General features: G+C 60.8%; 18 protein-coding genes and 2 pseudogenes. 11 read left to right on the top strand and 9 right to left on the bottom strand.

Annotated elements, in window-relative coordinates:
- Window positions 1-40: 40 nt before the first annotated feature.
- Window positions 41-1,408: a glucose-6-phosphate isomerase gene (locus CLV97_RS07695; RefSeq protein WP_106345034.1), complete on the bottom strand. Its 1,368-nt coding sequence runs from the start codon at window positions 1,406-1,408 to the stop codon at window positions 41-43.
- Window positions 1,409-1,582: 174 nt separating this feature from the next.
- Here CLV97_RS07695 and CLV97_RS07690 point away from each other — a divergent pair, with 174 nt between their 5' ends.
- Window positions 1,583-1,771, top strand: a complete 189-nt coding sequence (locus CLV97_RS07690; RefSeq protein ID WP_106344946.1) for an alpha/beta-type small acid-soluble spore protein — start codon at window positions 1,583-1,585, stop codon at window positions 1,769-1,771.
- Between the two features lie 113 nt (window positions 1,772-1,884).
- On the opposite strand, the gene CLV97_RS07685 is transcribed toward CLV97_RS07690, so the two are convergent.
- The 7 genes and pseudogenes from CLV97_RS07685 to CLV97_RS07650 form a co-directional block, all read right to left on the bottom strand.
- Window positions 1,885-2,667 (bottom strand): TatD family hydrolase, encoded by a 783-nt coding sequence (locus CLV97_RS07685; RefSeq protein WP_106344945.1) that lies wholly within the window; start codon window positions 2,665-2,667, stop codon window positions 1,885-1,887.
- A 169-nt stretch (window positions 2,668-2,836) separates the two neighbouring features.
- Entirely contained in the window at window positions 2,837-4,411 is a 1,575-nt protein-coding gene (locus CLV97_RS07680) for an AMP-binding protein (protein ID WP_106344944.1), read from the bottom strand.
- Window positions 4,389-6,008 (bottom strand): acyl-CoA dehydrogenase family protein, encoded by a 1,620-nt coding sequence (locus CLV97_RS07675; RefSeq protein ID WP_106344943.1) that lies wholly within the window; start codon window positions 6,006-6,008, stop codon window positions 4,389-4,391. Before CLV97_RS07675 ends, CLV97_RS07680 begins: the two co-directional genes overlap by 23 nt.
- Window positions 6,005-6,397, bottom strand: coding sequence for a MerR family transcriptional regulator (locus CLV97_RS07670; protein WP_106344942.1), 393 nt, complete (start codon window positions 6,395-6,397; stop codon window positions 6,005-6,007). Before CLV97_RS07670 ends, CLV97_RS07675 begins: the two co-directional genes overlap by 4 nt.
- Before the next feature lie 393 nt (window positions 6,398-6,790).
- A complete protein-coding gene (gene dapF, locus CLV97_RS07660; protein WP_106344940.1) occupies window positions 6,791-7,633 on the bottom strand; it encodes a diaminopimelate epimerase in 843 nt (280 codons plus the stop codon).
- A gap of 28 nt (window positions 7,634-7,661) precedes the next feature.
- Window positions 7,662-10,417, bottom strand: a pseudogene (locus tag CLV97_RS07655) (calcium-translocating P-type ATPase, SERCA-type).
- Between the two features lie 174 nt (window positions 10,418-10,591).
- Window positions 10,592-13,368, bottom strand: a pseudogene (locus CLV97_RS07650) (calcium-translocating P-type ATPase, SERCA-type).
- Between the two features lie 216 nt (window positions 13,369-13,584).
- Here CLV97_RS07650 and CLV97_RS07645 point away from each other — a divergent pair.
- The 7 genes from CLV97_RS07645 to CLV97_RS07615 all read left to right on the top strand — a co-directional run bounded on the left by CLV97_RS07645 (window position 13,585) and on the right by CLV97_RS07615 (window position 21,293).
- Entirely contained in the window at window positions 13,585-14,778 is a 1,194-nt protein-coding gene (locus CLV97_RS07645; RefSeq protein WP_106344939.1) for a sensor histidine kinase, read from the top strand.
- Window positions 14,714-15,352: a response regulator gene (locus CLV97_RS07640; protein ID WP_106344938.1), complete on the top strand. Its 639-nt coding sequence runs from the start codon at window positions 14,714-14,716 to the stop codon at window positions 15,350-15,352. The genes CLV97_RS07645 and CLV97_RS07640 overlap by 65 nt, the downstream gene beginning before the upstream one ends.
- 143 nt (window positions 15,353-15,495) lie before the next feature.
- Window positions 15,496-16,053, top strand: coding sequence for a hypothetical protein (locus CLV97_RS07635; protein ID WP_106344937.1), 558 nt, complete (start codon window positions 15,496-15,498; stop codon window positions 16,051-16,053).
- Between the two features lie 25 nt (window positions 16,054-16,078).
- Complete coding sequence (locus CLV97_RS07630; RefSeq protein ID WP_106344936.1) at window positions 16,079-17,011, top strand: ABC transporter ATP-binding protein; 933 nt, start codon at window positions 16,079-16,081, stop codon at window positions 17,009-17,011.
- Window positions 17,012-17,027: 16 nt separating this feature from the next.
- On the top strand, window positions 17,028-18,320 hold the full coding sequence (locus CLV97_RS07625) for an ABC transporter permease (protein ID WP_170070404.1): 1,293 nt from the start codon (window positions 17,028-17,030) through the stop codon (window positions 18,318-18,320).
- Window positions 18,317-19,420 (top strand): ABC transporter permease, encoded by a 1,104-nt coding sequence (locus CLV97_RS07620; protein ID WP_170070403.1) that lies wholly within the window; start codon window positions 18,317-18,319, stop codon window positions 19,418-19,420. Before CLV97_RS07625 ends, CLV97_RS07620 begins: the two co-directional genes overlap by 4 nt.
- Window positions 19,421-19,466: 46 nt before the next feature.
- Window positions 19,467-21,293, top strand: a complete 1,827-nt coding sequence (locus tag CLV97_RS07615) for an Rqc2 family fibronectin-binding protein (protein WP_342749780.1) — start codon at window positions 19,467-19,469, stop codon at window positions 21,291-21,293.
- Window positions 21,294-21,423: 130 nt separating this feature from the next.
- Here the strand turns inward: CLV97_RS07615 and CLV97_RS07610 are convergent, their stop codons facing one another.
- Window positions 21,424-21,975 carry an O-acetyl-ADP-ribose deacetylase gene (locus CLV97_RS07610; protein WP_106344933.1) on the bottom strand — a complete coding sequence of 184 codons (552 nt, stop codon included), beginning with the start codon at window positions 21,973-21,975 and terminating at the stop codon, window positions 21,424-21,426.
- A gap of 370 nt (window positions 21,976-22,345) precedes the next feature.
- Here CLV97_RS07610 and CLV97_RS07605 point away from each other — a divergent pair, with 370 nt between their 5' ends.
- From CLV97_RS07605 to CLV97_RS07595, 3 genes are all read left to right on the top strand, one after another.
- The gene (locus CLV97_RS07605) at window positions 22,346-24,250 is read left to right on the top strand and encodes an OPT family oligopeptide transporter (RefSeq protein WP_106344932.1); all 1,905 of its coding nucleotides are present in this window, start codon (window positions 22,346-22,348) and stop codon (window positions 24,248-24,250) included.
- A gap of 97 nt (window positions 24,251-24,347) precedes the next feature.
- The gene (locus CLV97_RS07600; RefSeq protein ID WP_106345032.1) at window positions 24,348-24,719 is read left to right on the top strand and encodes a PqqD family protein; all 372 of its coding nucleotides are present in this window, start codon (window positions 24,348-24,350) and stop codon (window positions 24,717-24,719) included.
- A 164-nt stretch (window positions 24,720-24,883) separates the two neighbouring features.
- On the top strand, window positions 24,884-25,618 hold the full coding sequence (locus CLV97_RS07595; RefSeq protein WP_106345031.1) for a class I SAM-dependent methyltransferase: 735 nt from the start codon (window positions 24,884-24,886) through the stop codon (window positions 25,616-25,618).
- Window positions 25,619-25,785 lie beyond the last annotated feature (167 nt).

The raw sequence follows: 25,785 nt of genomic DNA, 5'->3' as shown, positions 1-25,785 counted from the left end.
CCAGGAAATTTTCCATGAACCCGGCGGCTGAGGGCGGCCATCAAGACTCGCCTTCACCTTCAAGCCGCCTGATCAGGGCCTCTCTCTCGGCTTCGAAACCCGGCTTGCCCAGAAGCGCGAACATGTTCCGCTTGTAGGCCTCCACCCCGGGCTGATCGAAGGGATTGACCCCCAGCAGGTACCCGCTGATCCCGCATGCCTTTTCAAAGAAATAGACGAGCTGACCGTACGTGTAGGGGCTCACTTCGGGAAGGCGGACGACCAGATTGGGGACGCCCCCGTCCACGTGGGCCAGGAGGGTGCCCTCAAAGGCCTTTTTGTTCACAAAATCCATCGTCTTTCCCGCCAGATAGTTCAGACCGTCGAGATTATCCGGATCCTGAGGCACGGACAGGTCGGTCCGGGGTTTGTCGACGGCGATCACCGTTTCAAACAGGTTTCGAAGACCCTCCTGAATGTATTGCCCCATGGAATGCAGGTCCGTGGTGAAGCTGACCGAAGCGGGAAAAATCCCCTTGTGATCCTTCCCCTCGCTCTCGCCGAAAAGCTGCTTCCACCACTCGGCAAAGGAGAGAAACGAGGGCTCGTAGGTGACCAACAGCTCCACGGTTTTTCCCTTGCGGTACAGGGCATTCCGCAGGGCCGCGTACCGGGCCGCCGGATTTTCCGCCAGGTCGGGATTCCGGAAAGCTTCGGCGGCGTCCCGGGCTCCGGCCATGACCGCATCGATGTCCACGCCCCCCGCGGCGATGGGCAACAGTCCCACCGGCGTCAACACCGAGTAGCGCCCGCCCACATCGTCGGGAACCGTGAACGTTTCGTAACCTTCCCCGTCCGCCAGCTTCTTGAGGGCGCCCCGGGCGCGATCCGTGGTGACGTAGATCCGGCGGCGCGCCTCCTCCTTGCCGTAACGCTTCTCCATCATCTCCTTGACAATCCGGAAGGCGACCGCCGGTTCGGTAGTCGTCCCCGACTTGGAGATTACATTGACGCTGATCTCCTTTTCCTCCAGCAACTCCAGAAGATGAGCCGTGTAAACCGGGCTGAGGTGATGGCCGACAAAATAGATCTCCGGCCCCTTCCGCTTTTCCTTGGGAAGTTGGTTGTAAAAGCTGTGGTTCAGCATTTCCAGCGCCGAACGGGCGCCCAAATAGGAACCGCCGATGCCGATCACCACCAGCGCGTCTGAATCGGAACGGATGCGTCGGGCCGCCTCCCCAATCCGGGCGAACTCCTCACGATCATAATGGAAGGGAAGATCCACCCATCCGAGAAAGGCGCTTCCCGCTCCGGTCCGCTCGTGCAGCATCTCCTGGGCCGCCTTGACAAAGGGTTCCAACTGCTCCAATTCGCGATCCCCGACAAAGGATCGCGCCTGGGAATCGTCAAAGGTGAGAACGTTTTTCATGATTCCCTCCCGATGCTCGTTGATGATATCGATCATCCATTATATCAAAAGCGGACGAAGATCGAAGCGAACAAATCCACCCCCGCCAATGGTTCATTTTCACTCCTCATGAATAAATCCCCAAAATTTGCAGACTATAAAGCTCACAAACCCTTTTTCAGGGAGATGATAGCCATGCCGAGAAGAAATCGATTGCTCATTCCCGAAGCCGCCGATGCCCTCCAACGGATGAAATTTGAAGTCGCCCAGGAGTTCGGGGTTGAACTGGGTCCCGACACGACGGCCCGGGCAAACGGCTCCGTGGGCGGCGAGATGGTGAAACGGCTGATCGCCCTGGCCCAGAGCCAGATCTCCGTGCCGTAATCATGGCAGACGCGGATCGCAGATAACGGACGTCGTGATGCAAACAGGGCGGCAAAGCCGCCCTCCTCCGAACAAACCGCCCTGATGCAGAGACCTTTTCTCCGCACCGCACGCTAATCCCCCGACCATGCCAGAGCGTTTCTCGTCGTCACGCGTCCCACTTCATCCAAGGAACACCCTTTGATTCTCGCCACTTCCTCAGCCACCCGCCGAACCCACGCCGGTTCGGAAGGGCGGCCCTTTTCGTATTCCCACGGTGCATCCGTCTCCAGCACCAGGGAAGACAAAGGAACCCGCCGCACCAGGTCGCGGTCCCGCTCCCGAACCGACACGTCCGGGGTGACGGACACGAGATACCCAGCCTCCACGATGGCATCGACCACATCAAATGGCGCCTTCAACCAGTGAAAGACGGCGCGTCTCACCCGGTGCTTCTTCAAAAGCCTCAGGGCGGGGGCGGCCATCGCGTGGACGGCGTGGAGAGACACCGGCAGATCCAGTTCCCGGGCGACCTCGAGAAAAGACTCCAACCGCTTGACCGCGGAAGGCGGCGGAAACAAGCGCTTTCCCTCCGGCAGAGAATAATGCGGAAGACCCACTTCCCCCACCGCCCGGATCACCCCGCGATGCCGACGGATGAGCCGCAACACCCGCTCGGTCTCTCCCGCACCGGCCTCCATCTCCGGATGAACGCCGAAGGCGATCTCCAAAAAGTCCGGATAACGCTCCTTCCATCGGAGAAGCGAATGACAAGACGCCTCCCCCATGGCCACGGCGAACACCCGACACACCCCCGCATCCCGGGCGTGCCGGATGATCGCCTCCGCTTCAGCCTCGGGAAAGCGGTCAAAATGGACGTGGGTGTCGATCAAGGGGATGGAAACCCGATCGGTCAAGGCCCAACCCTCCCTTCACCGGATAAAAAGACGCGCGGAGAAATCGCCGCCGCATCGAAAAACGCTCCCTCTCATCTCCATTCTCCGCCCAACAGGGCGATTCTTCAATACCCGGACGCAAAAAATGGCGTCGGCTTTGCCGACGCCAGATCCCCGCTGGTGCCCCTCATCATGCCAGTCCCAATCTCTCGCGCAGGGCCGCCTTGTGCACCTTCCCCGCGCTGGTTACGGGCAAATCCTGCACAAACACGAAGTCGTCGGGGACCCAAAACTTGGCGATCCGCCCTTCCTTCACCCGTTCTTCGAGATATCGGGCCAGTTCCTCCTTCTCCACTGGCTCCCGGACCTTTACCGCCGCGAGCGGCCGTGCCCCCCAACGCTCGTCGGGCTTGGCAACCACCGCCGCCGCTTCCACTTTGGGATGCTCCGACAAAACGCTTTCCAAAACCCCGCAGGGAATCCATTCGCCGCCGCTTTTCACCGCATCCTTTTCCCTGTCTGCCACGTACAGGGTGCCGTCGGGATGCTGAACAGCCAGATCCCCGCTCCGGAACCATCCGTCCACGTAGCTTTCCTCGGACCGCTCCGGATCCTTGTAGTAACCCGAAGGCAGCCACGGGCTCCGCACCCAGACTTCCCCGATGGTCTTCCCGTCCCGGGGCACCAGGCTCCCGCTTTTGTCGCGCACCTCGATCTCCACCATCGGCATGGCCCGCATGCGGGTGGCCAGGATCTGATCCGCCTCCGGGGATGCAGGGTCCATCCCTTCGGGGACCACGGCGATGCTCGCCCCCAGCTGGTCCGACCCCCCGTAGATCAGGGAGTACGACACATCCCTGGCCCGGGCCTTCCGGGCGAGTCCCGTGGGAAGGGGGCTTCCTCCGGTCAGCACCTTGAGGGGAAGCGTTTCCCCTTCCTCGAGCTCCCCGAGCAGCATCTGGAGCTGGGTGGGCACCATGTTGCACCAGGTGACCCCTTCCCTCCGGATCAGTTCCAGCTGTTCCCGTGGCCCCGATCGGCCGGGAAGCACCAGTTTCGCCCCCAGGTACGGGACAAACATGGTGGTGCCCCAGCCGTGGATGTGGAAAAAGGGAATCAGCGGCATGAACACATCATCGCTCCTGACTGACGCGCCGGTCCGGTGCAGGGCAAGGTGGTGGGCCATCTGCAGGGAAGCCCACAGGATGTCCCGGTGGCGGTACAAAAGCCCCTTGGGCCGACCGGTCGTGCCCGTGGTGTAAAAGAGGGAATACGGAGCGGTTTCGTCCACATCATCCGCGGACTGCGGCTCCGTGGCCCTTCCCTCCTCCACCAGTCCCTCGTAGGTGGGAGTGCCCGGCTCGGGACCCTCGGCGTCCTCCGACAGCCACACCCAATTGGGCACCAGCCGCCGCAACGGCTTTGCCGCCTCCGCAAATCCGTCCCACACGAAGAGCCACTCGTCTTCGGCGTGGCGGATGGTATAGGCGAGATCCTCTCCCGACAGCCGGAAATTGAGGGTGTGGATCACGGCACCGAGCATGGACAGGGCGTAGTGGAGTTCCAGATAGCGATGGCTGTTGACATCCATCACCCCCACCACCGTTCCCCGTCCGATCCCCATGCGCCCCAGCCGGTCGGCCAGCCGGAGGATCCGCTCATACATCTTTTCATAGGTCAGACGGACCGGGCCGCTCACGATCTCCGAATCCGGCCGGTTCATCAGGGTGTGGTGCAAGAGCTCATGCACGACGAACTTTTTCATCGATCATCTCTCCTCCCCATACTTGAGGCTCCTGCATCGCCCAGTCGGGATATTCCTCCCCTCGGAGAAAACGCCGGGCATACAGCTCGGCCAATCGGGCGTACCGGTCCCCGCCGTGATCCGCCAGGTCGTAGAGCAAGGCCACCTGGGCGGCATCGGACAGGCGAACCACCCAATGTTTCGCGTACCACTGGGCCGCCTCCGGCGAAACCCCCGCAGCCTGCTCAAACACCCCTTCGATCGTCTCCTTCGCCAGCTTCGCTTCAGGGGTTCCGATCCGATCCAGGAGAGGGATGAATTCGGCCAAAAACCCTTCGTGGGCCCGCTTCTTCTGCACCGCTTCCAACAGATCCAGCGCCTGGATGTTGCTCGGTCCTTCCCAAATCGGCGTGATCAGGGCCTCCCGGTGCCACCTGGCCACCGCATATTCCTCCAGGAATCCCAGGCCGCCAAACAATTCCATGGCCATCCGGGTGATCTCCGCCGAGTGGTCAGCGGTCCGGTTTTTCGCCATATGGCTGAGAAAACGGGCATAATGATAGGACGCCGAGTAGGGGGGGCGCTCATGCCAGGAGCGGTCGAAGGCGTCGATGGCGTGGAAGGCCAACGCGGTTCCCCCGGCCATCCGCACCGCCAAATCGACCAAATCCCTCCGGATCAGGGGATGGTCCTCAAGCTTCCGTCCGAAGGAACTGCGCCGGCGAACCCGCTCCTCCACTTCCAGATGCGCCTTCTTGGCAACCCCCATGGCCCCGATGGCATTGGCCAGGCGGGAAACGGTGAGATTTTCCAGGGTGTAATAGATGCCTTCCTCCGCCCGTCCCACCAGATAAGCCTCGCTGTTCTCCAGTTCCGCCTCCCCCGAAGGAACCGCCCGCGTGGCGCTCTTGTCCTTCAGGCGGCGCACCCGATAGTTCAGTTCCCCGCCGCGATTGAGGCGCGGCACGAGAAACAGCGCCAATCCCTTGGGACCCGCCTGCGCGCCTTCCGGCCGGGCCGTCACGATGGCCATATCCGTCAGGCCGGCGCCGCTGGCAAAATATTTGTCTCCGGTGAGGCGCCACACCTCCCCGTCGAAGCGCGCCACCGTCTGGTTGGCACCGAGGTCGCTCCCCCCCTGGCTCTCCGTCATCCAGGTCGCCCCGAAGGCTTCACCGGACAGCAATTTCTCCTTCCATTCCGCGTGCTCCGGAGCGTACTTGTGAATCGCATAGGCCGTCTGTCCGGTGATGGTGATGACGCAATACAGCCCCGGATCGGCGACGAGATAGCCCAGGGCGAAATGGTGGTGCCAGCTTCCTCCTTCATAGGGAGGCCGGTTCATCGGCGCAATCCGTTTGAGCAGCCGGGATTCCACGGGGCTCAATCGGACGCGATCCACCCGGTTTCCGTCCAAGTCGTGCATCACCAGCACCGGCGGCGCATCGTGATCGATGTGGTACACGGCTTCATAGATTTCGGTTCCGGCAAGCAGGCCGTATGATTCCAGTTCCTCGGCATGCTCCCGCCAGGCGGGCCAGTAGCGGGAAAGGATCACCTGTAAATCGCGGTCCTTCAGCCAATGATTTTGACCGTACGCGTAGGATTGAAATTTCATGATTCCCTTCCTCCCCGGGTTTTTTCTTCAAGAAGCTGCTGCATCTGCGCGCGAAGTTCCAGTAGCTCCTCACGGACGGCCTGCAAATCCCGTATCTGCTCCTCGATCTGGGCCAGTTTTTCGTCTCCCTTCCGGATCACCTCCCGCAGCTGATACACTTCCGTGGGATCGAGGTCATACCATTCCAGCATCTCCCGAATCTCATCCAGGCGAAAACCGAGTCGCCGTCCCCTCAAAATCAACTTCAGCCGCACCCGGTCCCGATCCGAATAGATCCGGCGGGCACCGATCCGCTTCGGCTGGAGGAGGCCCAACTCCTCATAGTAGCGGATCGTTCGGGTGGTGGTATCGTACATCTGAGCCAGGTCGGAGATGGTATATTCGGACATCGTCCTCCTCCAAGACGCAATCTTCTTTTTTTATTCTATTTTAACGTTTACGGAAACGTCAACTTTTGTGTTAATCCCATTTTTTCGAATCCTTGTCAAGGAAATGGGGATTGAGGCCATCAAACTCCTTCGATGGGAACTCACAATTAAACAAAATTTTTTTCGAATCGGCCTGAACAGCACGAAGGCGCATCCACCCAAAAGGGTTTCCCGCTCAAACCGACAGACCTGTTCAGATCGTCGGCGAAAAAAGAAAATGGCGCCGAAATTTCGGCGCCGACGCCTTCAGATTCGGAAAAACTCCGGCCCACCGCGCCTGAAGGCGAGGCATCGTAGGCACGACCCGCAAAAGCCGTCTTTTCCCGGCCGATCAGAACCTCCCGGCACGCCTTATCATTCAAAGCCGGGCCATTCGCCTTCAAACACAAACTCGGCCGGACCGGTCATGAAGACACGATCGCTTTTCTCGTCCCACCGGATGTGCAAATCCCCGCCAAGAAGATGGACGGTGGCCTCCCGTTCGGCCTTTCCCGTCAGGACGGCGGCCACCACGGCGGCGCAGGCGCCGGAGCCGCAGGCCAACGTCTGGCCGACCCCCCGCTCCCACACGCGCATGTCGATCTCCCGGGGAGAGCGGACCGTGATAAATTCCACGTTGGTTTTCCGGGGAAAGAGCGGATGGGTTTCCAACCGGGGGCCCCACTCCTCCACCGGAAAGGACGGCGCATCCTCCACCTGGACGACGGCGTGGGGATTTCCCATGGAAACGGCGGTAAACCGGAATCGGGCGCCGTCCACCTCCAGCGGCTCCTCCACCACCCTCTCCCGGTCGACGGCAGTGGGAATCTCCCGCCCCTGCAGAATCGGCCGCCCCATGTCGACGCAAACGGCGACTACACGTCCTTTCGAAACCTCCAGCTCCACGCGTTGCAGTCCCGCCCGCGTCTCCACCGTCAGCTCCCGTTTCTCTCCCGAGATCCGTTCAAAAAAATATCTGGCCACACAGCGAACCGCATTCCCGCACTGTTCCGCCTCCGTCCCGTCCGGATTGAAGATGCGCATGGCCACGTCGGCCTTTTCCGAGGGCAACACGAAGACCAGCCCGTCGGCGCCGACGCCGAAATGGCGGTCGCAGAGAGCGCGGGCCCTTTCCGGCGCATCCTCCGGCAGGGCGGAACGGGAAACCACGACAAAATCATTGCCCAGCCCCTGCATTTTGGTGAAGGTCCAGGTCATCTCACAAACTCCTCACATCGTTTTTTCCCTATTTGCGCACCGCATGCCTCATCCCTCTGACGGCATCGACTCCCCCGGCCAGCAGGAAGGGAAGGGTCGACACGGCGATGATCAGCATCCATTCCCGGACGCCGATGGCCACGGTGTGGAAGATGGGCTGCAGGGGCGCACAATAAATTATGATAAAGAGGATCAGGACGGAAGACAACACCGCCAGCACCAGGGAGCGGTTCTCCAGGGGGTTCCGGTGGAAGATGGACTTGCTGCTCCGGCAGTCGAAGACGTAGATCAGCTGCGCCATCACCAGCGTGCTGAAGGCCACCGTCTGGGCCCGCGTCAGGTCGTCGGGCGACTCCCAGTAGGCCACCCAGAACGCCCCCAGGGTGGCCAGACCGATCAGCAGCCCCCGGGATACGATCTTCCAGCCCACTCCCCGGGCAAAGATGCTCTCCCGGCTGTCCCGCGGCGGACGGCGCATCGTATCCTCCTCCGCCGGATCCACCCCCAGGGCCATCGCCGGCAATCCGTCCGTCACCAGATTGACCCACAAAATCTGGATCGGCACCAGCGGCAGGGGCAGGCCCGCCAGCATGGCCAGAAACATCACCAGGATCTCTCCCACGTTGCTCGCCAAAAGATAGCTGATGAACTTGCGGATGTTGTCGTAGATGCTCCTCCCCTCTTCGACCGCGGCCACGATCGTGGCAAAATTGTCGTCGGCCAATACCAGGGAGGAGGCTTCCTTGGACACGTCGGTCCCCGTGATCCCCATGGCGATGCCGATGTCCGCCGCCTTGATCGCCGGCGCGTCGTTCACCCCGTCCCCGGTCATCGCCACCACGTGCCCTTCCTTCTGCAGGGCCTTCACGATGCGCAGCTTGTGCTCCGGGGAAACCCGGGCATAGACGTCGATGCGGCTGACCTTCTCCTGCAGCTCGGACTCGCCCATGCGGTCCAGCTCCCGCCCTTCGACGGCCAGACCCCCTTCGTTCAGGATGCCCAGCTGCCGGGCGATGGCCACCGCCGTCCCCTTGTGGTCCCCGGTGATCATCACCGGCTTGATGCCCGCCTGCCGGCAGAGGCGGATCGCCTCCTTCACCTCATCCCGCGGCGGATCGATCATTCCCGCCAAGCCGACGAACACCAGATTCCGCTCCGCCCTCTCCTCGGGCCCGGGGTCCTTCCCCGCCGGAAATTCCCGGTAGGCGAAGGCCAGGTTCCGCAGGGCCATCGCCGCCAGCTGCGAGTTCATCCGCAGGGCTTCATCCCGCTGCGTCTGGCTGAGGGGCACCGCCTTCCCATTCCGGAGAATGTGGGTGCACCGGTCCAGCAGCACATCCGGGCCCCCTTGACGAGCAGCATCCGCTCGCCCCCCGGCCCTTCCACCAAGACGGACATCCTCTTCCGTTCCGAGTCGAAGGGGTACTCCTTCACCCGCTTCCAACGACGGTCGATCTCCTCCCGACGGATGCCCCCTTTGGCTCCGACCACCAGCAGGGCTCCCTCCGTGGGATCTCCGTCGATGCGCCACCCTTCTTTTTTCCGGCGGAGCATGCCGCCTCCCTCCTCCCGCACCAGGGAGGCGTTGTTGCACAACACTCCGATCTCCAGCAGCCGCCGCAGGGCCTCCGACCGGCGGGGGGACGCCTCCCGCTTCTCCAGCAGGAACCTTCCCGACGGGTCGTAGCCGGTTCCCGTCACCTCATAGAGCCGACCGTCCGCCCACACCCGGGTGACCGTCATCTTGTTCTGGGTCAAGGTCCCCGTCTTATCCGAGCAAATCACCGAAGCGCAGCCCAGGGTCTCCACCGACGGCAACCGGCGCACGATCGCCTTCCGCCGGATCATCCGCTGCACCCCCAGCGCCAGCGCGATCGTCACGATCGCCGGCAACCCCTCGGGGATGGCCGCCACCGCCAGGCTGACCCCCGCCAAAAACATCTCATAAAGCTCATGGCCGTGGAGCACTCCGGCCACCACCACCATGCCCGTCAAAAACAGCGCCACGACGATCAGCACTTTCCCCAGCTGTTCCAGTCGGCGCTGCAGCGGCGTCTCCATCTGCTCCGCCGTCTGGATCAGGTGGGCGATCCTCCCCATCTCCGTTCCCATCCCGGTGTGGACGACGATCCCCGTTCCGCTCCCCCGGACCACCATCGTCCCCATGTAACCCATGTTCTTCCGGTCCCCCAGGGGCACGTCCGCCCGGGGAAGGCGCTCCGCCGATTTGCTCACGGGAACGGATTCTCCCGTCATCGCCGACTCCTCCACGTACAAACTTTCGGCCCGGATCAGGCGCACATCCGCCGGGATGCGATCCCCGCTCTCCAGGGCAACGATGTCCCCCGGCACCAGGTCGGCGGCGGGAACCCGCTCCCACACCCCTCCGCGCAGCACCCGGGCCGTCGGGGCGGACAGCTCCTTGAGCGCGGTCAGGGACCGCTCCGCCCGCACCTCCTGCACAAAGCCGAGGATGGCGTTTAAAAAGACGATGGCGATGATGGCCGCCGCATCCAGATATTCGCCCAGAAGCCCCGAGATGAGGGTGGCGGCCAGCAGGACGAGCACCATGAAATCCTTGAACTGATTGAGAAACACGATGAAGGGAGAGATCTTCTCCCCCTCGCTCAACCGGTTGGGGCCCACCGCCTTCAGCCGTCTTTCGGCCTCCCCCTTGTCCAGGCCGACGGCGGGATCCACCTCAAAGTGAGCCGCCACCCGGTCGGCCTCCCAATCCACCCAGCGACTCTTCTCCGACACATCGACGCCCCCTCTTTGCCGCATCCGGTCCGCATCCTCTGTACGATGGCACTTCCACTTCCTTTTCTTGCTCCCGGTTTCACTATAACATACCATTCGATGGAAAAAGTGTGTCAGAACGGCATCATTTTTTTGCGGAATCGCAGAAAAGCGCCACAAAGAAAAAGCCGTGAGGAGAACGCTCCTCCGGCCTGCGAATCACTTTTCCCCGTACGCGGACCACCGAACGGGGACCGTGCGGCGCGACGGCTGCAACGAATCCAACCATCCCGCCAGCAGGGTCGGCAGGGAAGATGCGGCGATGATCAGCATCCATTCCCGGACGCCGATGGCCACGGTGTGGAAGATGGGCTGCAGGGGCTCGTAATAGATCACGCCGAGCAGGAGAAGGACGGAAGACAGCACCGCCAGCACCAGGGAGCGGTTCTCCAGGGGGTTCCGGTGGAAGATGGACTTGCTGCTCCGGCAGTCGAAGACGTAGACCAGCTGCGCCATCACCAGCGTGCTGAAGGCCACCGTCTGGGCCCGCGTCAGGTCGTCGGGCGACTCCCAGTAGGCCACCCAGAACGCCCCCAGGGTGGCCAGACCGATCAGCAGCCCCCGGGATACGATCTTCCAGCCCACTCCCCGGGCAAAGATGCTCTCCCGGCTGTCCCGCGGCGGACGGCGCATCGTATCCTCCTCCGCCGGATCCACCCCCAGGGCCATCGCCGGCAATCCGTCCGTCACCAGATTGACCCACAAAATCTGGATCGGCACCAGCGGCAGGGGCAGGCCCGCCAGCATGGCCAGAAACATCACCAGGATCTCTCCCACGTTGCTCGCCAAAAGATAGCTGATGAACTTGCGGATGTTGTCGTAGATGCTCCTCCCCTCTTCGACCGCGGCCACGATCGTGGCAAAATTGTCGTCGGCCAATACCAGGGAGGAGGCTTCCTTGGACACGTCGGTCCCCGTGATCCCCATGGCGATGCCGATGTCCGCCGCCTTGATCGCCGGCGCGTCGTTCACCCCGTCCCCGGTCATCGCCACCACGTGCCCTTCCTTCTGCAGGGCCTTCACGATGCGCAGCTTGTGCTCCGGGGAAACCCGGGCATAGACGTCGATGCGGCTGACCTTCTCCTGCAGCTCGGACTCGCCCATGCGGTCCAGCTCCCGCCCTTCGACGGCCAGACCCCCTTCGTTCAGGATGCCCAGCTGCCGGGCGATGGCCACCGCCGTCCCCTTGTGGTCCCCGGTGATCATCACCGGCTTGATGCCCGCCTGCCGGCAGAGGCGGATCGCCTCCTTCACCTCATCCCGCGGCGGATCGATCATTCCCGCCAAGCCGACGAACACCAGATTCCGCTCCGCCCTCTCCTCGGGCCCGGGGTCCTTCCCCGCCGGAAATTCCCGGTAGGCGAAGGCCAGGTTCCGCAGGGCCATCGCCGCCAGCTGCGAGTTCATCCGCAGGGCTTCATCCCGCTGCGTCTGGCTGAGGGGCACCGCCTTCCCATTCCGGAGAATGTGGGTGCACCGGTCCAGCAGCACATCCGGGCCCCCTTGACGAGCAGCATCCGCTCGCCCCCCGGCCCTTCCACCAAGACGGACATCCTCTTCCGTTCCGAGTCGAAGGGGTACTCCTTCACCCGCTTCCAACGACGGTCGATCTCCTCCCGACGGATGCCCCCTTTGGCTCCGACCACCAGCAGGGCTCCCTCCGTGGGATCTCCGTCGATGCGCCACCCTTCTTTTTTCCGGCGGAGCATGCCGCCTCCCTCCTCCCGCACCAGGGAGGCGTTGTTGCACAACACTCCGATCTCCAGCAGCCGCCGCAGGGCCTCCGACCGGCGGGGGGACGCCTCCCGCTTCTCCAGCAGGAACCTTCCCGACGGGTCGTAGCCGGTTCCCGTCACCTCATAGAGCCGACCGTCCGCCCACACCCGGGTGACCGTCATCTTGTTCTGGGTCAAGGTCCCCGTCTTATCCGAGCAAATCACCGAAGCGCAGCCCAGGGTCTCCACCGACGGCAACCGGCGCACGATCGCCTTCCGCCGGATCATCCGCTGCACCCCCAGCGCCAGCGCGATCGTCACGATCGCCGGCAACCCCTCGGGGATGGCCGCCACCGCCAGGCTGACCCCCGCCAAAAACATCTCATAAAGCTCATGGCCGTGGAGCACTCCGGCCACCACCACCATGCCCGTCAAAAACAGCGCCACGACGATCAGCACTTTCCCCAGCTGTTCCAGTCGGCGCTGCAGCGGCGTCTCCATCTGCTCCGCCGTCTGGATCAGGTGGGCGATCCTCCCCATCTCCGTTCCCATCCCGGTGTGGACGACGATCCCCGTTCCGCTCCCCCGGACCACCATCGTCCCCATGTAACCCATGTTCTTCCGGTCCCCCAGGGGCACGTCCGCCCGGGGAAGGCGCTCCGCCGATTTGCTCACGGGAACGGATTCTCCCGTCAGCGCCGACTCCTCCACGTACAAACTTTCGGCCCGGATCAGGCGCACATCCGCCGGGATGCGATCCCCGCTCTCCAGGGCAACGATGTCCCCCGGCACCAGGTCGGCGGCGGGAACCCGCTCCCACACCCCTCCGCGCAGCACCCGGGCCGTCGGGGCGGACAGCTCCTTGAGCGCGGTCAGGGACCGCTCCGCCCGCACCTCCTGCACAAAGCCGAGGATGGCGTTTAAAAAGACGATGGCGATGATGGCCGCCGCATCCAGATATTCGCCCAGAAGCCCCGAGATGAGGGTGGCGGCCAGCAGGACGAGCACCATGAAATCCTTGAACTGATTGAGAAACACGATGAAGGGAGAGATCTTCTCCCCCTCGCTCAACCGGTTGGGTCCCACCGCCTTCAGCCTTCTCTCGGCTTCCCCCCTGTCCAGGCCGACGGCGGGATCCACTTCAAAGTGGGCCGCCACCCGGTCGGCTTCCCACTCCACCCAGCGACTTTTCTCCGACACATCGACGCCCCCTTTGTCCAACCTCTCCTCTCTACTTCTATTCAGACAGGCCGTAAAAGATGAATCCCGCCGACAAGACCGGGAAAATGCGCGACAGAACAGGTAAGGGGCATGCGCCTTCTGTTGCGCGTGCCCCTCCTCGTCTTCTTTCAAAAACCTTCCGGCGGCTCGTCGCCTTCTTCCCTCCTTTTCAATTTCTCGTATAATAATATTGACAAAATCGGAAGGAGCTGACCGATGGGAAGGGAAATCGCAGGGTTCCTGATCCGGATCGGGGCGCAGGTTTTCCTCTGGATCGGCCTTTTGACCAGCGAAGCCGAAAACGCGGAAAGCCGTCCCTGGCTTTTGGCCGCGTGTGCCCTGTATTTCTCTTTTTATTTTCTCACCCCTCTATTTTCCCGGGGGAGATTGCTCCTGATCGGCTCCGCCCTGGCCGCGGCCTCCGCCCAGCGGTGGTTCACATCGGGGGAGAGCGTGATCCCTTTTCTCCTCTATTACCTTTTGCTGCTGGAATGCCTGTTTGCGGCCGATGATCGGAACAAAACCCCGACGGCGTCCGGGGTGGCCCTCGCTTCCCTTCTGCCCTACGCGGGAAAGGTGCAGGCACTTCCGCTGACTTTTCACCTCTTTTTGCTGTGTCTCCTCGCCTTCGCCGGAATCAAGGGGAGTGAATGGCGCAGAACGGCGGAAGAGCGCCGCGAGATGTATGTCGGCCTCGCCGGCGAATACCGTCGGCTGAAACGGCGGGCCTACGAAGGGGAACAGAGCGCGCGCATCGAAGAGCGCAACCGCATCGCCCGGGACATGCATGACTCAGTCGGACATCACTTGACCGCCCTGCTGATCCAGATCGAGGTCCTCCGGCAACAGTCCGGACGGGACGAAAACCGCTTGGCCCTGATCAAGGCGTTGGCCAAGAAAAGCCTGGAGGAAATCCGAACAGCGGTGCGGGCTCTGCATGAAAAGGAGATCCAGGGCCTTTCTTCCGTCATTCACCTGATCCGGCGGCTGGAAACCGACAGCCAAATCCGGGTCAACTTCACCGCCAAACAAGGAGCGCTGTCCATCCCCCTCTCCGCTGACAAATGCGTGGCCATCTACCGCGGCATTCAGGAGGGATTGACCAACGCCATGCGCCACTCCTTTGCCCGGGAAGTGGATGTCAGCCTGGACCTCCCCGGCGGAAAAAGCATCCGCTTCGAAGTCAGCAACCGCATCCGGGAAGCAAAGCCCTACCGGGAAGGGTTCGGATTGAAAGCCCTGCGGGAGCGGGTGGAACAAGTGGGAGGAAGAGTGGAAATCGTCCCGTCCCGGGAGCGGTTCACGGTCCGGGGAATCATTCCCCTCGATGAAAAGGAGGATATCCATGCCCAACGTACTGTTGGTGGAAGATCAGCACTTGGTGCGCCAGGGATTGAAGATGATCATTGAACAGGATCCCCGGCTGAAGGTGGCGGCGGAAGCGGAAAACGGAGAAGAGGCGGTTCGACAGTTTGAAAAACACCTGATCGACATCACCCTGATGGACATCCGCATGCCGGTCCTCTCCGGACTGGAGGCGATCCGGCGAATCCGGTCGCGCCGTCCCGACGCCAAAATCCTGGTGCTGACCACCTTCAACGACGACGAATACGCCCTAAAAGCCCTTGAACTCGGGGCCTGCGGCTACCTGCTGAAGGACGCGGAGCCCCGAAAACTGATCGACGCCATCCACAGCGCGTTACGCGGCGGGATGATCCTTCACGACACGGTGGCCGCCAAAGTGATGCCCCGCCTCCTGACCCGGCCCAAAGCGGAGACCCGAACACAGGACCTCCCGCTGACGCCCAGGGAGCGAACCATCGTCCGCTTGGTGGGGGAAGGGCTGTCCAATCGGGAAATCTCCGACGAACTCGGCCTCTCGGTGGGAACGGTGAAAAATCACATCAGCCAGATCCTGCAGAAACTGGAACTTCGCGACCGGACCCAACTGGCCATCTATGCCCTGAAAAACGACCTTGCCTGATGCCCGGGCAAGGTTTTCCTTTTTTGATGACGTCGGAACCATGACCGAAGTCACGGGGTGTTTCCCCGTTTGTGACCGCAGGCAGTATCTGAAAAAGGGAGGGGGAAGGTAAAATAAACGGGAAAAAAAGAGGAGATGACCCGATGGCCCCCTTGATGAAGCTCGCAATGGCAGGAATTCGGACGTTCACGTCCTCCATCGCCTTTTTCTACCGCCATCCGTCCCTGATCCTTCTCTCGCTCGTCCCTTCCTCCCTCCGCTTTTACCAAATGTGGAACCATCTGCAAACCCCGGCATGGATGGAAGTCGCCGTGCTGGCGGCCCGACTCCTTCTGTTTCTGCTCATGATCGCGCTGATGTTGAACCGCCCGTTGCGGGAATTTTCCCGGAAAGACTTCTGGAGCGAATTCGGCGAGCGGTGTTCCGTCCAATTCAACAGGGATTGGCCCGGCGTGTTCATCGCCCAGCTGGCGGTTTTTATCGTCCTCCTGTACGGACTCATGAACCTCCTCCTCCAGTGGGCGACCCGCCTGCTGCTGGATCCCGTCATCCAGCTGCCGGGGCTCCAGACGGAAGACCGCTCCGCGGCCCATGACGCCCTGCTGTTCTTTTTGAAAAACATGAGCGTCATTCCCTTGAGCATGGTCTATGTGCTCCACATGGCCGGCCTCCGGCCGCGGCCCAAACAAAACCGGGGTTGAAACTGCGGAAAGGAGGATGCGCCCCATGCTCGAAACCCAGGATCTGACCAAGCACTTCAAGGAGGTCAAAGCGGTGGACAGCATCAATCTGTTCATCGAACGGGGAGAGATTGTCGGCCTGCTCGGTCCCAACGGCGCGGGAAAAACCACGGCCATCGCCATGATCGCCTCCCTGATACCGCCGACGCGGGGCGAGGTGCTGCTTTACGGAAAAAGCGTGATCGCCTCCCCCGCTCCCTTAAGGCAAATACTGGGCATGGTCCCCCAACAGCTGGCCCTGTACCCGGATCTGACCGCCCGGGAAAATCTGCAATTTTTCGGCCGTCTGTACGGTCTGAAGGGGAAGAGCCTCGCGGTCCGGGTGGACGAAGTGTTGGAACTGGTCGGGCTGGAAGCGAAAGCCCACCGCCCGGTGAGCACCTTATCCGGAGGAATGCAGCGGCGGCTCAACATCGGCCTGGCTCTCCTCCATGAGCCCCGGTTTGTCATCATGGACGAACCGACGGTGGGCATCGACCCCCAATCCAGGCACCACATCCTGGAGACGGTAAGGCGCCTCAACCGGGAAAAGGGGATGACGGTGCTCTACACCAGCCATTACATGGAGGAGGCGGAAGTGCTTTGCCACCGCATCTACATCATGGACCAAGGGCGGATCATCGCCTCGGGAACACCGGAAGAGCTGAAATCGATCCTCAGTTCGGATCATACCATCGAACTGAAAGCGGAATCTCTTCCCCCTTCCTTTGTGGAAGCCCTGAGGCGGTTGCCGACCGTCCGCTCGCTGTCGTCGGAGGGACAAGCCGTCACCCTGATCGCGCCGAAAACGGCCCACCTCCTGGACGACCTCTTCCGGCTCGCCCGGGAACACGGCGTCACCGTCACCTCGGTGAACATTCAATCCCCTTCCCTGGAAGATGTCTTTTTGCATCTCACCGGGAAAGCCCTGCGGGATTAAAAAGGGGGGGGAGAGCATGCTCTGGGCACTGATCAAGAAAGATTTGCTCCACTTGATTCGGGTGAAAAGGGAACTGTCGACGCTGCTCGTGATGCCGGCCGTCTTGATCGCCATTTTGGGATACGCCCTGGGAGGGGTGATGAATCCGGAACCGAAACCCCTGACCGCCCAGGTGGCGGTGATTCGGGAAGGGAACGTGAAAAAGGAGTTGGAACAATTCAAGAAGGACGCGGCCCGTTCGCCCCTCTCCCCGGAGGAGCGCTTATGGGTGGTGGATAAGGCGGAACATTTTGTCCCTTCGGATATTCTGCTCCGGAAGGTGCTGCAGGGAGAAAAAGGGAAAAGGGCTTTTGCGGTCCGGGAAATTTCCCCCGGGGAGCGGGATTCCGTCCTTCGGGACGAGCGTTTCGCAGGCATCCTCACCATCCCGAAGGATTTTGACCTTAGCCTGTGGCGCTCCCTTTTCCTCCGCGAGAAAAGCCCTGTCTCCCTGAGATTGGAACTGAATGAAAGCCGATTCCTTCAGGGACAATGGCTGAAAAGCGCCGTCGAATCCTTCCGGGAGCAGATCAACCGGTCCGGCGCCATTTATCGGAGCTTGGAACTCGCCGGTTCCAAAAAGTTGGATCCGGACTTCTTTGCCCCTGATCCGACTCCATCCATCCGGGGGGAGATCACCACCCTGGAGGGGCGGAAACCCCTTTCTTCCTTCGAATATTTTACCGTTGGGATAAGCACCATGTTTCTTCTCCACACCGCCGCCTTCACCGCCCGTATCGCCTCCGAGGAAAGGGAAAACCGGGCCCTGGACCGGATCGCATTGGCCGGAGTTCCGGCGTGGCGCTTTTGGGCCGGAAAGTGGCTGGCCACGTTTCTGCTGGCCTTGATCCAACTTTTCACCCTGTTCGGATATGCCGCCCTGGCCTTTGATGTAACCTGGAAGAATCCCGCCTCCTTCCTGGTCGTCACCTTCCTTTTGGCCTTTGTTGCGGGAAGCCTGGCGGTGTTTCTGATGGCCCTCAGCTTCCGTTTCAACACGTCCTGGGTGGTGGAAATCTTCTCCACCAGTATCGTCGTCATCCTCGGATTTCTCGGGGGCAGCTTCTTCAAAATGAACATCCTTTCGGAGTGGCTGGCCCGGCTGGGCGAATGGATCCCCAACGGTGCCGCGCTGACCGCCTACCTGGGCGCGATGCAAGGCTCCTCCCCGAAAGACCTGATCGAGCCCCTGACGGTGCTGATCGGATGGACGGCGGCTTTCCTCCTGGCAGCGGCCGGTTTCAAACCGGAAAGGGGGAGGGTACCATGAGGGCGATCCTGTGGGCCGAGTTCCGCCAGGTGCTGAGGCGGCCGACCATGTACCTGTTGATGCTCCTTCTGACCGTGCTCTTTGCCGCCGCGTTCGGCCAAAAGGTGACACAGGACTGGACGATCCCCGTCTTCAGCGAAGAAATGGACCAGGAGGAAGTGGACCGGCTGGTGGAGCGATTGAACGGATACAAACCCGATTCCTTCGAAGCGGTGGAAGCCGACGAGGCCCTGCGGAAAATCGACGCCGGTGAATCGGTCATCGCCCTGGAACTGACCGAAGAGGGCTACCGGCTCCTGGCAACCGACCGGGCGACGGATGTGTCGATGGTGGAACAGCTGGTGCGCGGAACGCTGGAACAGCAGAGGTGGATCAAACGCGCTGCCGAACAGCTGAATCAACCGCCGGAGAAAGTGGAAAAAGAGGTGGCGGAATATCTGAAGCAACCTCCCCTGATGCTGTCGGTCACCACCTTCCGCACCGAAGAAGGCTTCCGCTATGATGCGCAGGCCCAAGCCGTCTTCGGCATGACGCTGTTTTACGCCATCTACACCATCACCTACACCGTCAGCCGCATTCTGCAGCGGAAAAAGGAGGGGATCTGGGACCGGATGATCATCACGCCGGTCAGCAGGGCGCGGATCTTTTTCGCCTATCTCCTCTTCGGTTTCCTGCTGGGATACGGAGAGATCGCGCTCATCTTCACCCTGTTCCGGACCGCGTTTCGCATGGATTTCGGCGGATCCTTCGGCATGGTGCTCCTGCTGTGCATCCCCTACGTCTTCGTCACCATCGCCCTGGGCATCTGCCTGTGCGCCTTCATCCGTTCCCCTCAACATCTGGATGCCGCCGTCCCCCTGCTGGCGATCAGTTCCGCCATGGTGGGAGGGGCCTTCTGGCCCATCGAGATCGTCTCCAACGACGTCCTGCTGTTTCTCTCCAAGCTGGTGCCCATCACCTATGCGATGGAGATGCTGAAGGGCGTCGCCGTCTACGGCTGGGGATGGCGGGAGGTGGCGGAACCGATGACGATGCTTGTCGCCATGGGCGTGATTCTGATGGGCATCGGGATCCACGTCATGGAAAAGCGGCACGGATAATCCGGCCGCAGCGGCCTTCTCCCGGGTTGACCGAGCGTCCCGTTCCATGTATCGTAAACACCAGCGGCCGCGAACCTTCTCCGACGGGCAGGAAAAGCCCCTTCCCGGAGAGGCGCCGGGGCTGGCCGCCTTCCCCAAGGAGGTGGTTTTCATGTCCTTCGACGGATTGGTCACCCGCGCCGTGGTGCACGAACTGCAAGACGCCCTGACGGGCGGCCGGGTGACGAAAATTTACCAACCCGGTGAATATGAACTTCTCTTCCATATACGTTCCCAGGGAGAAACCCACCGGCTGATCCTGTCCGCCCATCCCGCCTACCCCCGCTTTCACCTGACCCGGGAGCGGACAGACAATCCCAAGGAGCCGCCCATGTTTTGCATGCTCCTCCGCAAACACCTGGAGGGAGGCATCATCCACCGGGTGGAGCAGGTGGAGATGGACCGGATCGTCCATGTGGACATCCGCACCCGGAACGAGCTGGGGGATGAGGTGATCCGGCGGCTGGTGGTGGAAATCATGGGCCGCCACAGCAATGTGATCCTGATCGATCCCGAGGCGGAAACCGTTTTCGACGCCGTCCGCCGCGTCACTCCGAGCGTCAGCCAATACCGCCAGGTGGTACCCGGCGCCCGGTACCGGAGGCCTCCCGAACAGAAAAAGCGGCATCCGCTCTTCATCGACCGCCAGACCTTTTTCAAAGTCCTCGATTTTAACCGGGGCCGCATGGACAAGCAGCTGGTGGAACGCTTCGCCGGCCTCGGCCCCCTCGTCGCTCGGGAGATCGTCCATCGCGCCGGAATCGGAAGCCGCGACCGGCTGTGGGAAGCCTTTTCCGGGGTCATGTCCGACATCCAAAACCACCGCTACCATCCCAATCAGGTGGTTCAAGAGGGAAAAACCCTCTTCTCCGTGGTGGAGCTCACCCACCTGGATGGAAAAAGGACCTCCTTTCCCTCCGTCAGCGGGTGTCTGGAAGCGGTCTTCGCCGGAAAGGCGGAACGGGACCGGGTACGGCAGCAGGCCCAGGATCTGATCCGCAAACTGAAAAACGAGATCGCAAAAAACGAAAAGAAAATCGAAGTCCTAAAAAGGGAGGCGCAGGAAGCCGAGGAGGCGAACACCTACCGGATCTGGGGGGAACTTCTCACCGCTTACATGCATGAGGTGAAAAGCGGTGACGAGGCGGTGACGGTCATCAACTACTACGAACCGGACGCTCCCCCGGTCACCATTCCCCTGGAACCCCATCTGTCCCCCTCGGAGAACGCCCAGCGCTTTTTCAAGAAATACAACAAGCTGAAGGCGGCGCAAAAATGGAGCGAAGAGCAGATCGCCAAGGCCCGCTCCGACATCCAATACCTGGAGTCCGTCCTCGCTTCCCTCGAAAACGCCTCGCCTTCGGAGGTGGCGCAGATCCGGGAGGAACTGGAGGAAGAGGGGTGGCTTCGCCCCTCCCCCGCTGCGCCCCGCAAAAAGAAAAAGGAGCCCCCCAAGCCGGCGGTCTACCGTTCGTCGGAGGGTATCCCCATCCTGGTCGGAAAAAACAACAAACAGAACGACTATCTGACCCACCGGTTGGCTTCCGCCACCGATACCTGGCTTCACACCAAGGAGATTCCCGGTTCCCACACGGTAATCCGCTCCAATCGCTTCGGTGAGACCACCCTCAGGGAAGCGGCCATCCTGGCGGCTTATTTCAGCAAGGCGCGCCGGTCCAGCCAGGTGCCGGTGGATTACACCCTGGTCAAACATGTGCGGAAGCCCGCAGGGGCCCGTCCCGGATTTGTCATTTACGACCATCAGAAAACGCTGTACGTCACACCGGACGAAGACGTCGTGCGAAGGTTGGAGGAGAGGCGCGATAGCGAGTGACCGAACCGGCCGCCGGGAGATGCTTCCGGCGGCCTTTTCATCTTCGTAGTCCCTCCGCGGGGGCTTTCTCGGGGAAGGGTTGGGGCATCCCCCCGGAACCTTCGTTTGTTTTCCGAAAAAAAGCGGCTGGCTATGACTTCAAGCGGTCCAACGCCTCCTCGTAGGCCCGGTAGGTCTCCTCGTTGAACAGCACGAACCGGATTTCCCGAAGGGAATGCGGCTCCTCCTCCAAAAACCGCTTCACCTCCGACAAGGCGGCCGGCGCCGCCTTTTCCACCGGGTATCCGTAAGCGCCGGTGCTGATCGATGGAAAGGCGACCGCCCTAAGCCGCCGTTCCGCCGCCCGCTGCAGACTGTTGCGGTATGCGCTGCGGAGCAGCTCCTCCTCCCCCTTTCCACCCCCCTGCCACACCGGACCGACCGCATGGATGACATAACGTGCCTTCAGTTTTCCCGCACCGGTCACCACCGCTCCTCCGGTGGGACATCCGCCTTCCCGGGCGCGGATTTGCCGGCACTCCTCCATGATTTCAGGACCGCCTGCCCGATGGATCGCGCCATCCACACCGCCTCCTCCCAGCAGCCCCGAGTTGGCGGCGTTGACGATGGCATCCACCTCCTCCTTCGTGATATCCCCCTGTTTCAGCCATATCTCGGCCTCACCGATTCGAATTCCTTTCATCCGAAACCCGCTCCTTTCCTTGACATTTCCTTATCCCTCATTCCCCAAAAAAAGCGAGCGAACACGACATACCCCGTCGCCAGTGTCCATATTATTTAAATCTGTTATATAAATATGGGAAATTATTCATTTGTTCCTCCTGCGGCAGTCCTTTAGAATAGTACTATAATACACGGAAAAACAACCAACAAAAGATTCGAAAAAATCCTTTTCCGGTTTGCGTTCACATCTAAAATATTTAAAAAGTTATTGTTGATTATGAAAAATCCCTTTCATTTGTCGGCGGAAGTTCCTGCGGTTCCTGGGGGTGCCGCAGTGGACTTTCCCTTTTGTGTTGTTTTTCCGGATTCTCGAAAGAAGGGAGCAGACGATGAAGAAAGAATCCAACCCTCGCAGTACAGAGTTCGTCCCCTATGTATCACCCGAAAAATCATTGCCGGAGCTGACCCTGCTGGCCTGCGCCCTGGGAATCCTGCTCGCGATCGTGTTCGGCGCCGCGAACGCCTATCTCGGTTTGAAAATCGGGATGACGGTGTCGGCATCGATCCCCGCCGCAGTGATCTCGATGGGAATCCTTCGGGGCCTTTTCCGCCGGAATTCCATCCTGGAGAACAACATCGTGCAGACCATGACCACCGCCGGGGAAGCGATCGGCGCGGGGGCCGTGTTCACCCTGCCCGCTCTCTTCCTCTGGGACCTTTCTCCCAGTCAGGCGATGATCGTGTTTATCGTCCTGACGGGTGGATTTCTGGGCGTGTTTATGATGGTTCCCCTCCGGCGCCTGTTGATCGTGAACGAACATCACACCCTGCCGTATCCCGAGGGAACGGCCTGCGCCGAAGTGTTGAAAACCGGGGACACGGGGGGAAGAAATGCCCGCCTGGTGGCCGGCGGCTTCCTGGCGGGAGGACTGGTGAAGGCCCTGGGCGACGGGTTCAAGCTGTTCAAAACGGAAGTGGAAACCCAGATCGCCAACTTTAAAAACGCCGTGATCGGGATCGACATCTATCCGGCCCTCTTGGGAGTCGGTTACATCATCGGTCCCCGCATCGCGGGACAGATGCTGGCGGGCGGATTGCTCGGCTGGCTGGTGCTCATCCCGATGATCAGCTTTTTCGGCGCCGGGTCGAAAGAGACGATTTTCCCCGCTGAGGCCCCCATCGCCGAATTGGATGCCTGGGGCCTCTGGCAGGGCTACATCACCTATATCGGAGCCGGTGCCGTGGCGATGGCGGGCCTGATCACCATGGTGAAAACGCTGCCCACCCTGATCCGCTCCATCCGGGACACCGCCCGGAGCGCCCGGGAATACCGTCTGAGCGGACAAACCCTGGCTCGGACCGATCAGGATATCCCCCTGAAGTGGGTGGGACTGGGCACATTGGTCGTCGTCATCGTTTTGGCCTTCGCCCCCGTCACCAACGTGGGCATCCTCGGCGCCCTGTCCATCACCGTTTTCGGTTTCCTGTTCGTGGCCGTCGCCTCCCGCATCGTCGGGATCGTCGGAAGTTCCTCCTCGCCGGTTTCGGGCATGACGATCGCCACCATCCTGATCGTCACCTTCCTGTTTAAGATCTCCGGCATGAGCGGGGTCGAAGGCATGGTGGCCGCCCTGACGGTGGGGGCCGTGGTTTGCACCGCCCTGGCCGTGGCCGGGGACATCTCCCAGGATCTGAAGACGGGATATCTCGTCGGCGGAACGCCCTGGAAACAGCAGCTGGCCATGATGATCGGCGTCGTCGCCTCCGGCCTCGTGATCGGCGCGGTCCTGGTCATCCTGGATCAGGCCTACGAAATGGGTTCCAAGGAGCTTCTCGCACCGAAGGCGGTCCTGATGAAAACCATCATCGAGGGCATGATGCAGGGCAGCATGGCCTGGGATCTGATCTTCCTCGGCGCGGCCATCGCCGTCGTCATCGAATTTTTGGGGCTCAATTCCCTGGTGGTGGCCGTCGGCGTCTACCTGCCGGTCCACGTGAGCACCCCGATCATCATCGGCGGTGCGGTCCGCTGGCTGATCGATTTCTTCACCAAGGACGAGGGGCTCAGGCGGCTCCGCAAAGACGCGGGCGTCCTCTTCGCCTCCGGGCTGATCGCCGGCGAATCCCTGATCGGCGTGGTGATCGCCATCCTGATCGTCGCCGGCGTGCCGATTCCGGAAAGTCCCGCCAGCGAAAAGGGATGGATCTCCTGTGCCATGTTCCTGGCCGTCACCTTGCTCCTGTGGTACATCGCCCGCCGGGCATCCTCCGACAAGGCGTCAAGCCGAAGCTGATTTCCGCCTTCGAATCGGGGAAAAACAAGGGAGAGGAGTTCCACGGACGGCTCCCCTCCCCTGCCCTTCACACAAACCCTTGATGGGGTGTATGCCGGTGTTCAGCAGGAAAAAGCGAAAAAACATGCTCGTCCTGAAACCGATCCTCAGGGAGGGCTGTCTCCTGGAGCCGTCCCCCGGCGAGGAGGAGCGCCTCACCCTGGTGGTTCCTCGAACCGGATGGCTGGAACGCCTCTCCATCCGGTGGCTCGGCCAGCCGGAGGCGATCCGGGTCCGGTTGGATGAACTGGGCAGCTTCGTCCTGTCCCGTTGCGACGGAACCCGCTCCGTGCAGGATCTGGCCGACGCCCTGGAGCAGGTCTTCGGCTCCAAGGCGGAACCCGTGCTGCCGAGACTGGTTCAGTTCCTCAAGATCTTGAACGCCAACGGGTGGATCAGAATGATTCCTCCCGACGATCAAACCTCGTGACCAGACGGTCCATCATCAAACAGGCAGATAACCTTTACCCCGGTAAATTGGATTTTACCGAGGTTTTTTGAATCATCCTCAGGACCGTCCCAACCGTTATGAACTTTTGATTATGCCAAAAATCAGAAACTATATGTAGGAGTTTTTACAGGAGGTGGGCAATGGTGAAACAGAACAAATATGATGATCCAAAATTCTTTGCTGAATATGAAAAAATGCCTCGATCCGCCAAAGGACTTGAAGGTGCGGGTGAATGGCATGTCTTTAAAGCATTGCTCCCTGATCTTCGAAACAAGAGTGTACTTGATTTAGGTTGCGGTTTCGGCTGGCATTGCCGGTACGCCCGTGAACAAAAGGCGAGTAAAGTGGTCGGTGTGGACATCTCCGAAAAGATGCTTCAAAGAGCCCGTGAAATGACCAATGACCCCTACATTTCCTATATAAGAATGCCGATTGAAGACATCAATTTCTCCAAAGAACAATTTGACGTGGTAATCAGCTCTTTAGCCCTGCACTACGTAGAGTCCTTCAAAGCGGTTTGCCAAAAGGTTTTTACTTGTTTAAAAACCGGAGGCGCGTTTGTTTTTTCGGTGGAACATCCGATCTTCACTTGTCGCAAGGAACAGGATTGGTATTATGACGACCACGGGAATCGTCTGCACTGGCCAGTTGACCACTACCATTCAGAAGGAATGCGCAAGACTGCCTTCTTAACTGAAAACGTGATCAAATATCACCGAACGGTGTCAACGTATATCAATGACTTGATACGTTCAGGATTTAACATTCGTGCCGTCAAGGAACCTGTGCCTCCTGAAAAAATGTTGATGCGCCTACCAGAAATGAAAGACGAATGGCGTAGACCAATGTTCTTGATCATCTCGGCGGAAAAAACGTAGGGTCGTCAAATTGTTCATGGAATGTGTTTACAAGCTATTTCAAAAACATGATCTGCCAATGTAAAATGGAAGTATGAGTACGAGACATGAGCTGACAGACGAACAATGGGCTGTGATTGAGCCCCTGCTCCCCAAACCGAAACCAGGCCCCGGGCGTCCGCCCGCCG

It is taken from the genome of Planifilum fimeticola (assembly GCF_003001905.1).
Taxonomy (GTDB): Bacteria; Bacillota; Bacilli; order Thermoactinomycetales; family DSM-44946; genus Planifilum; species Planifilum fimeticola.
Note: the sequence above shows the minus strand (reverse complement) of the source record. Positions and strands in the feature narration are given on the sequence as shown.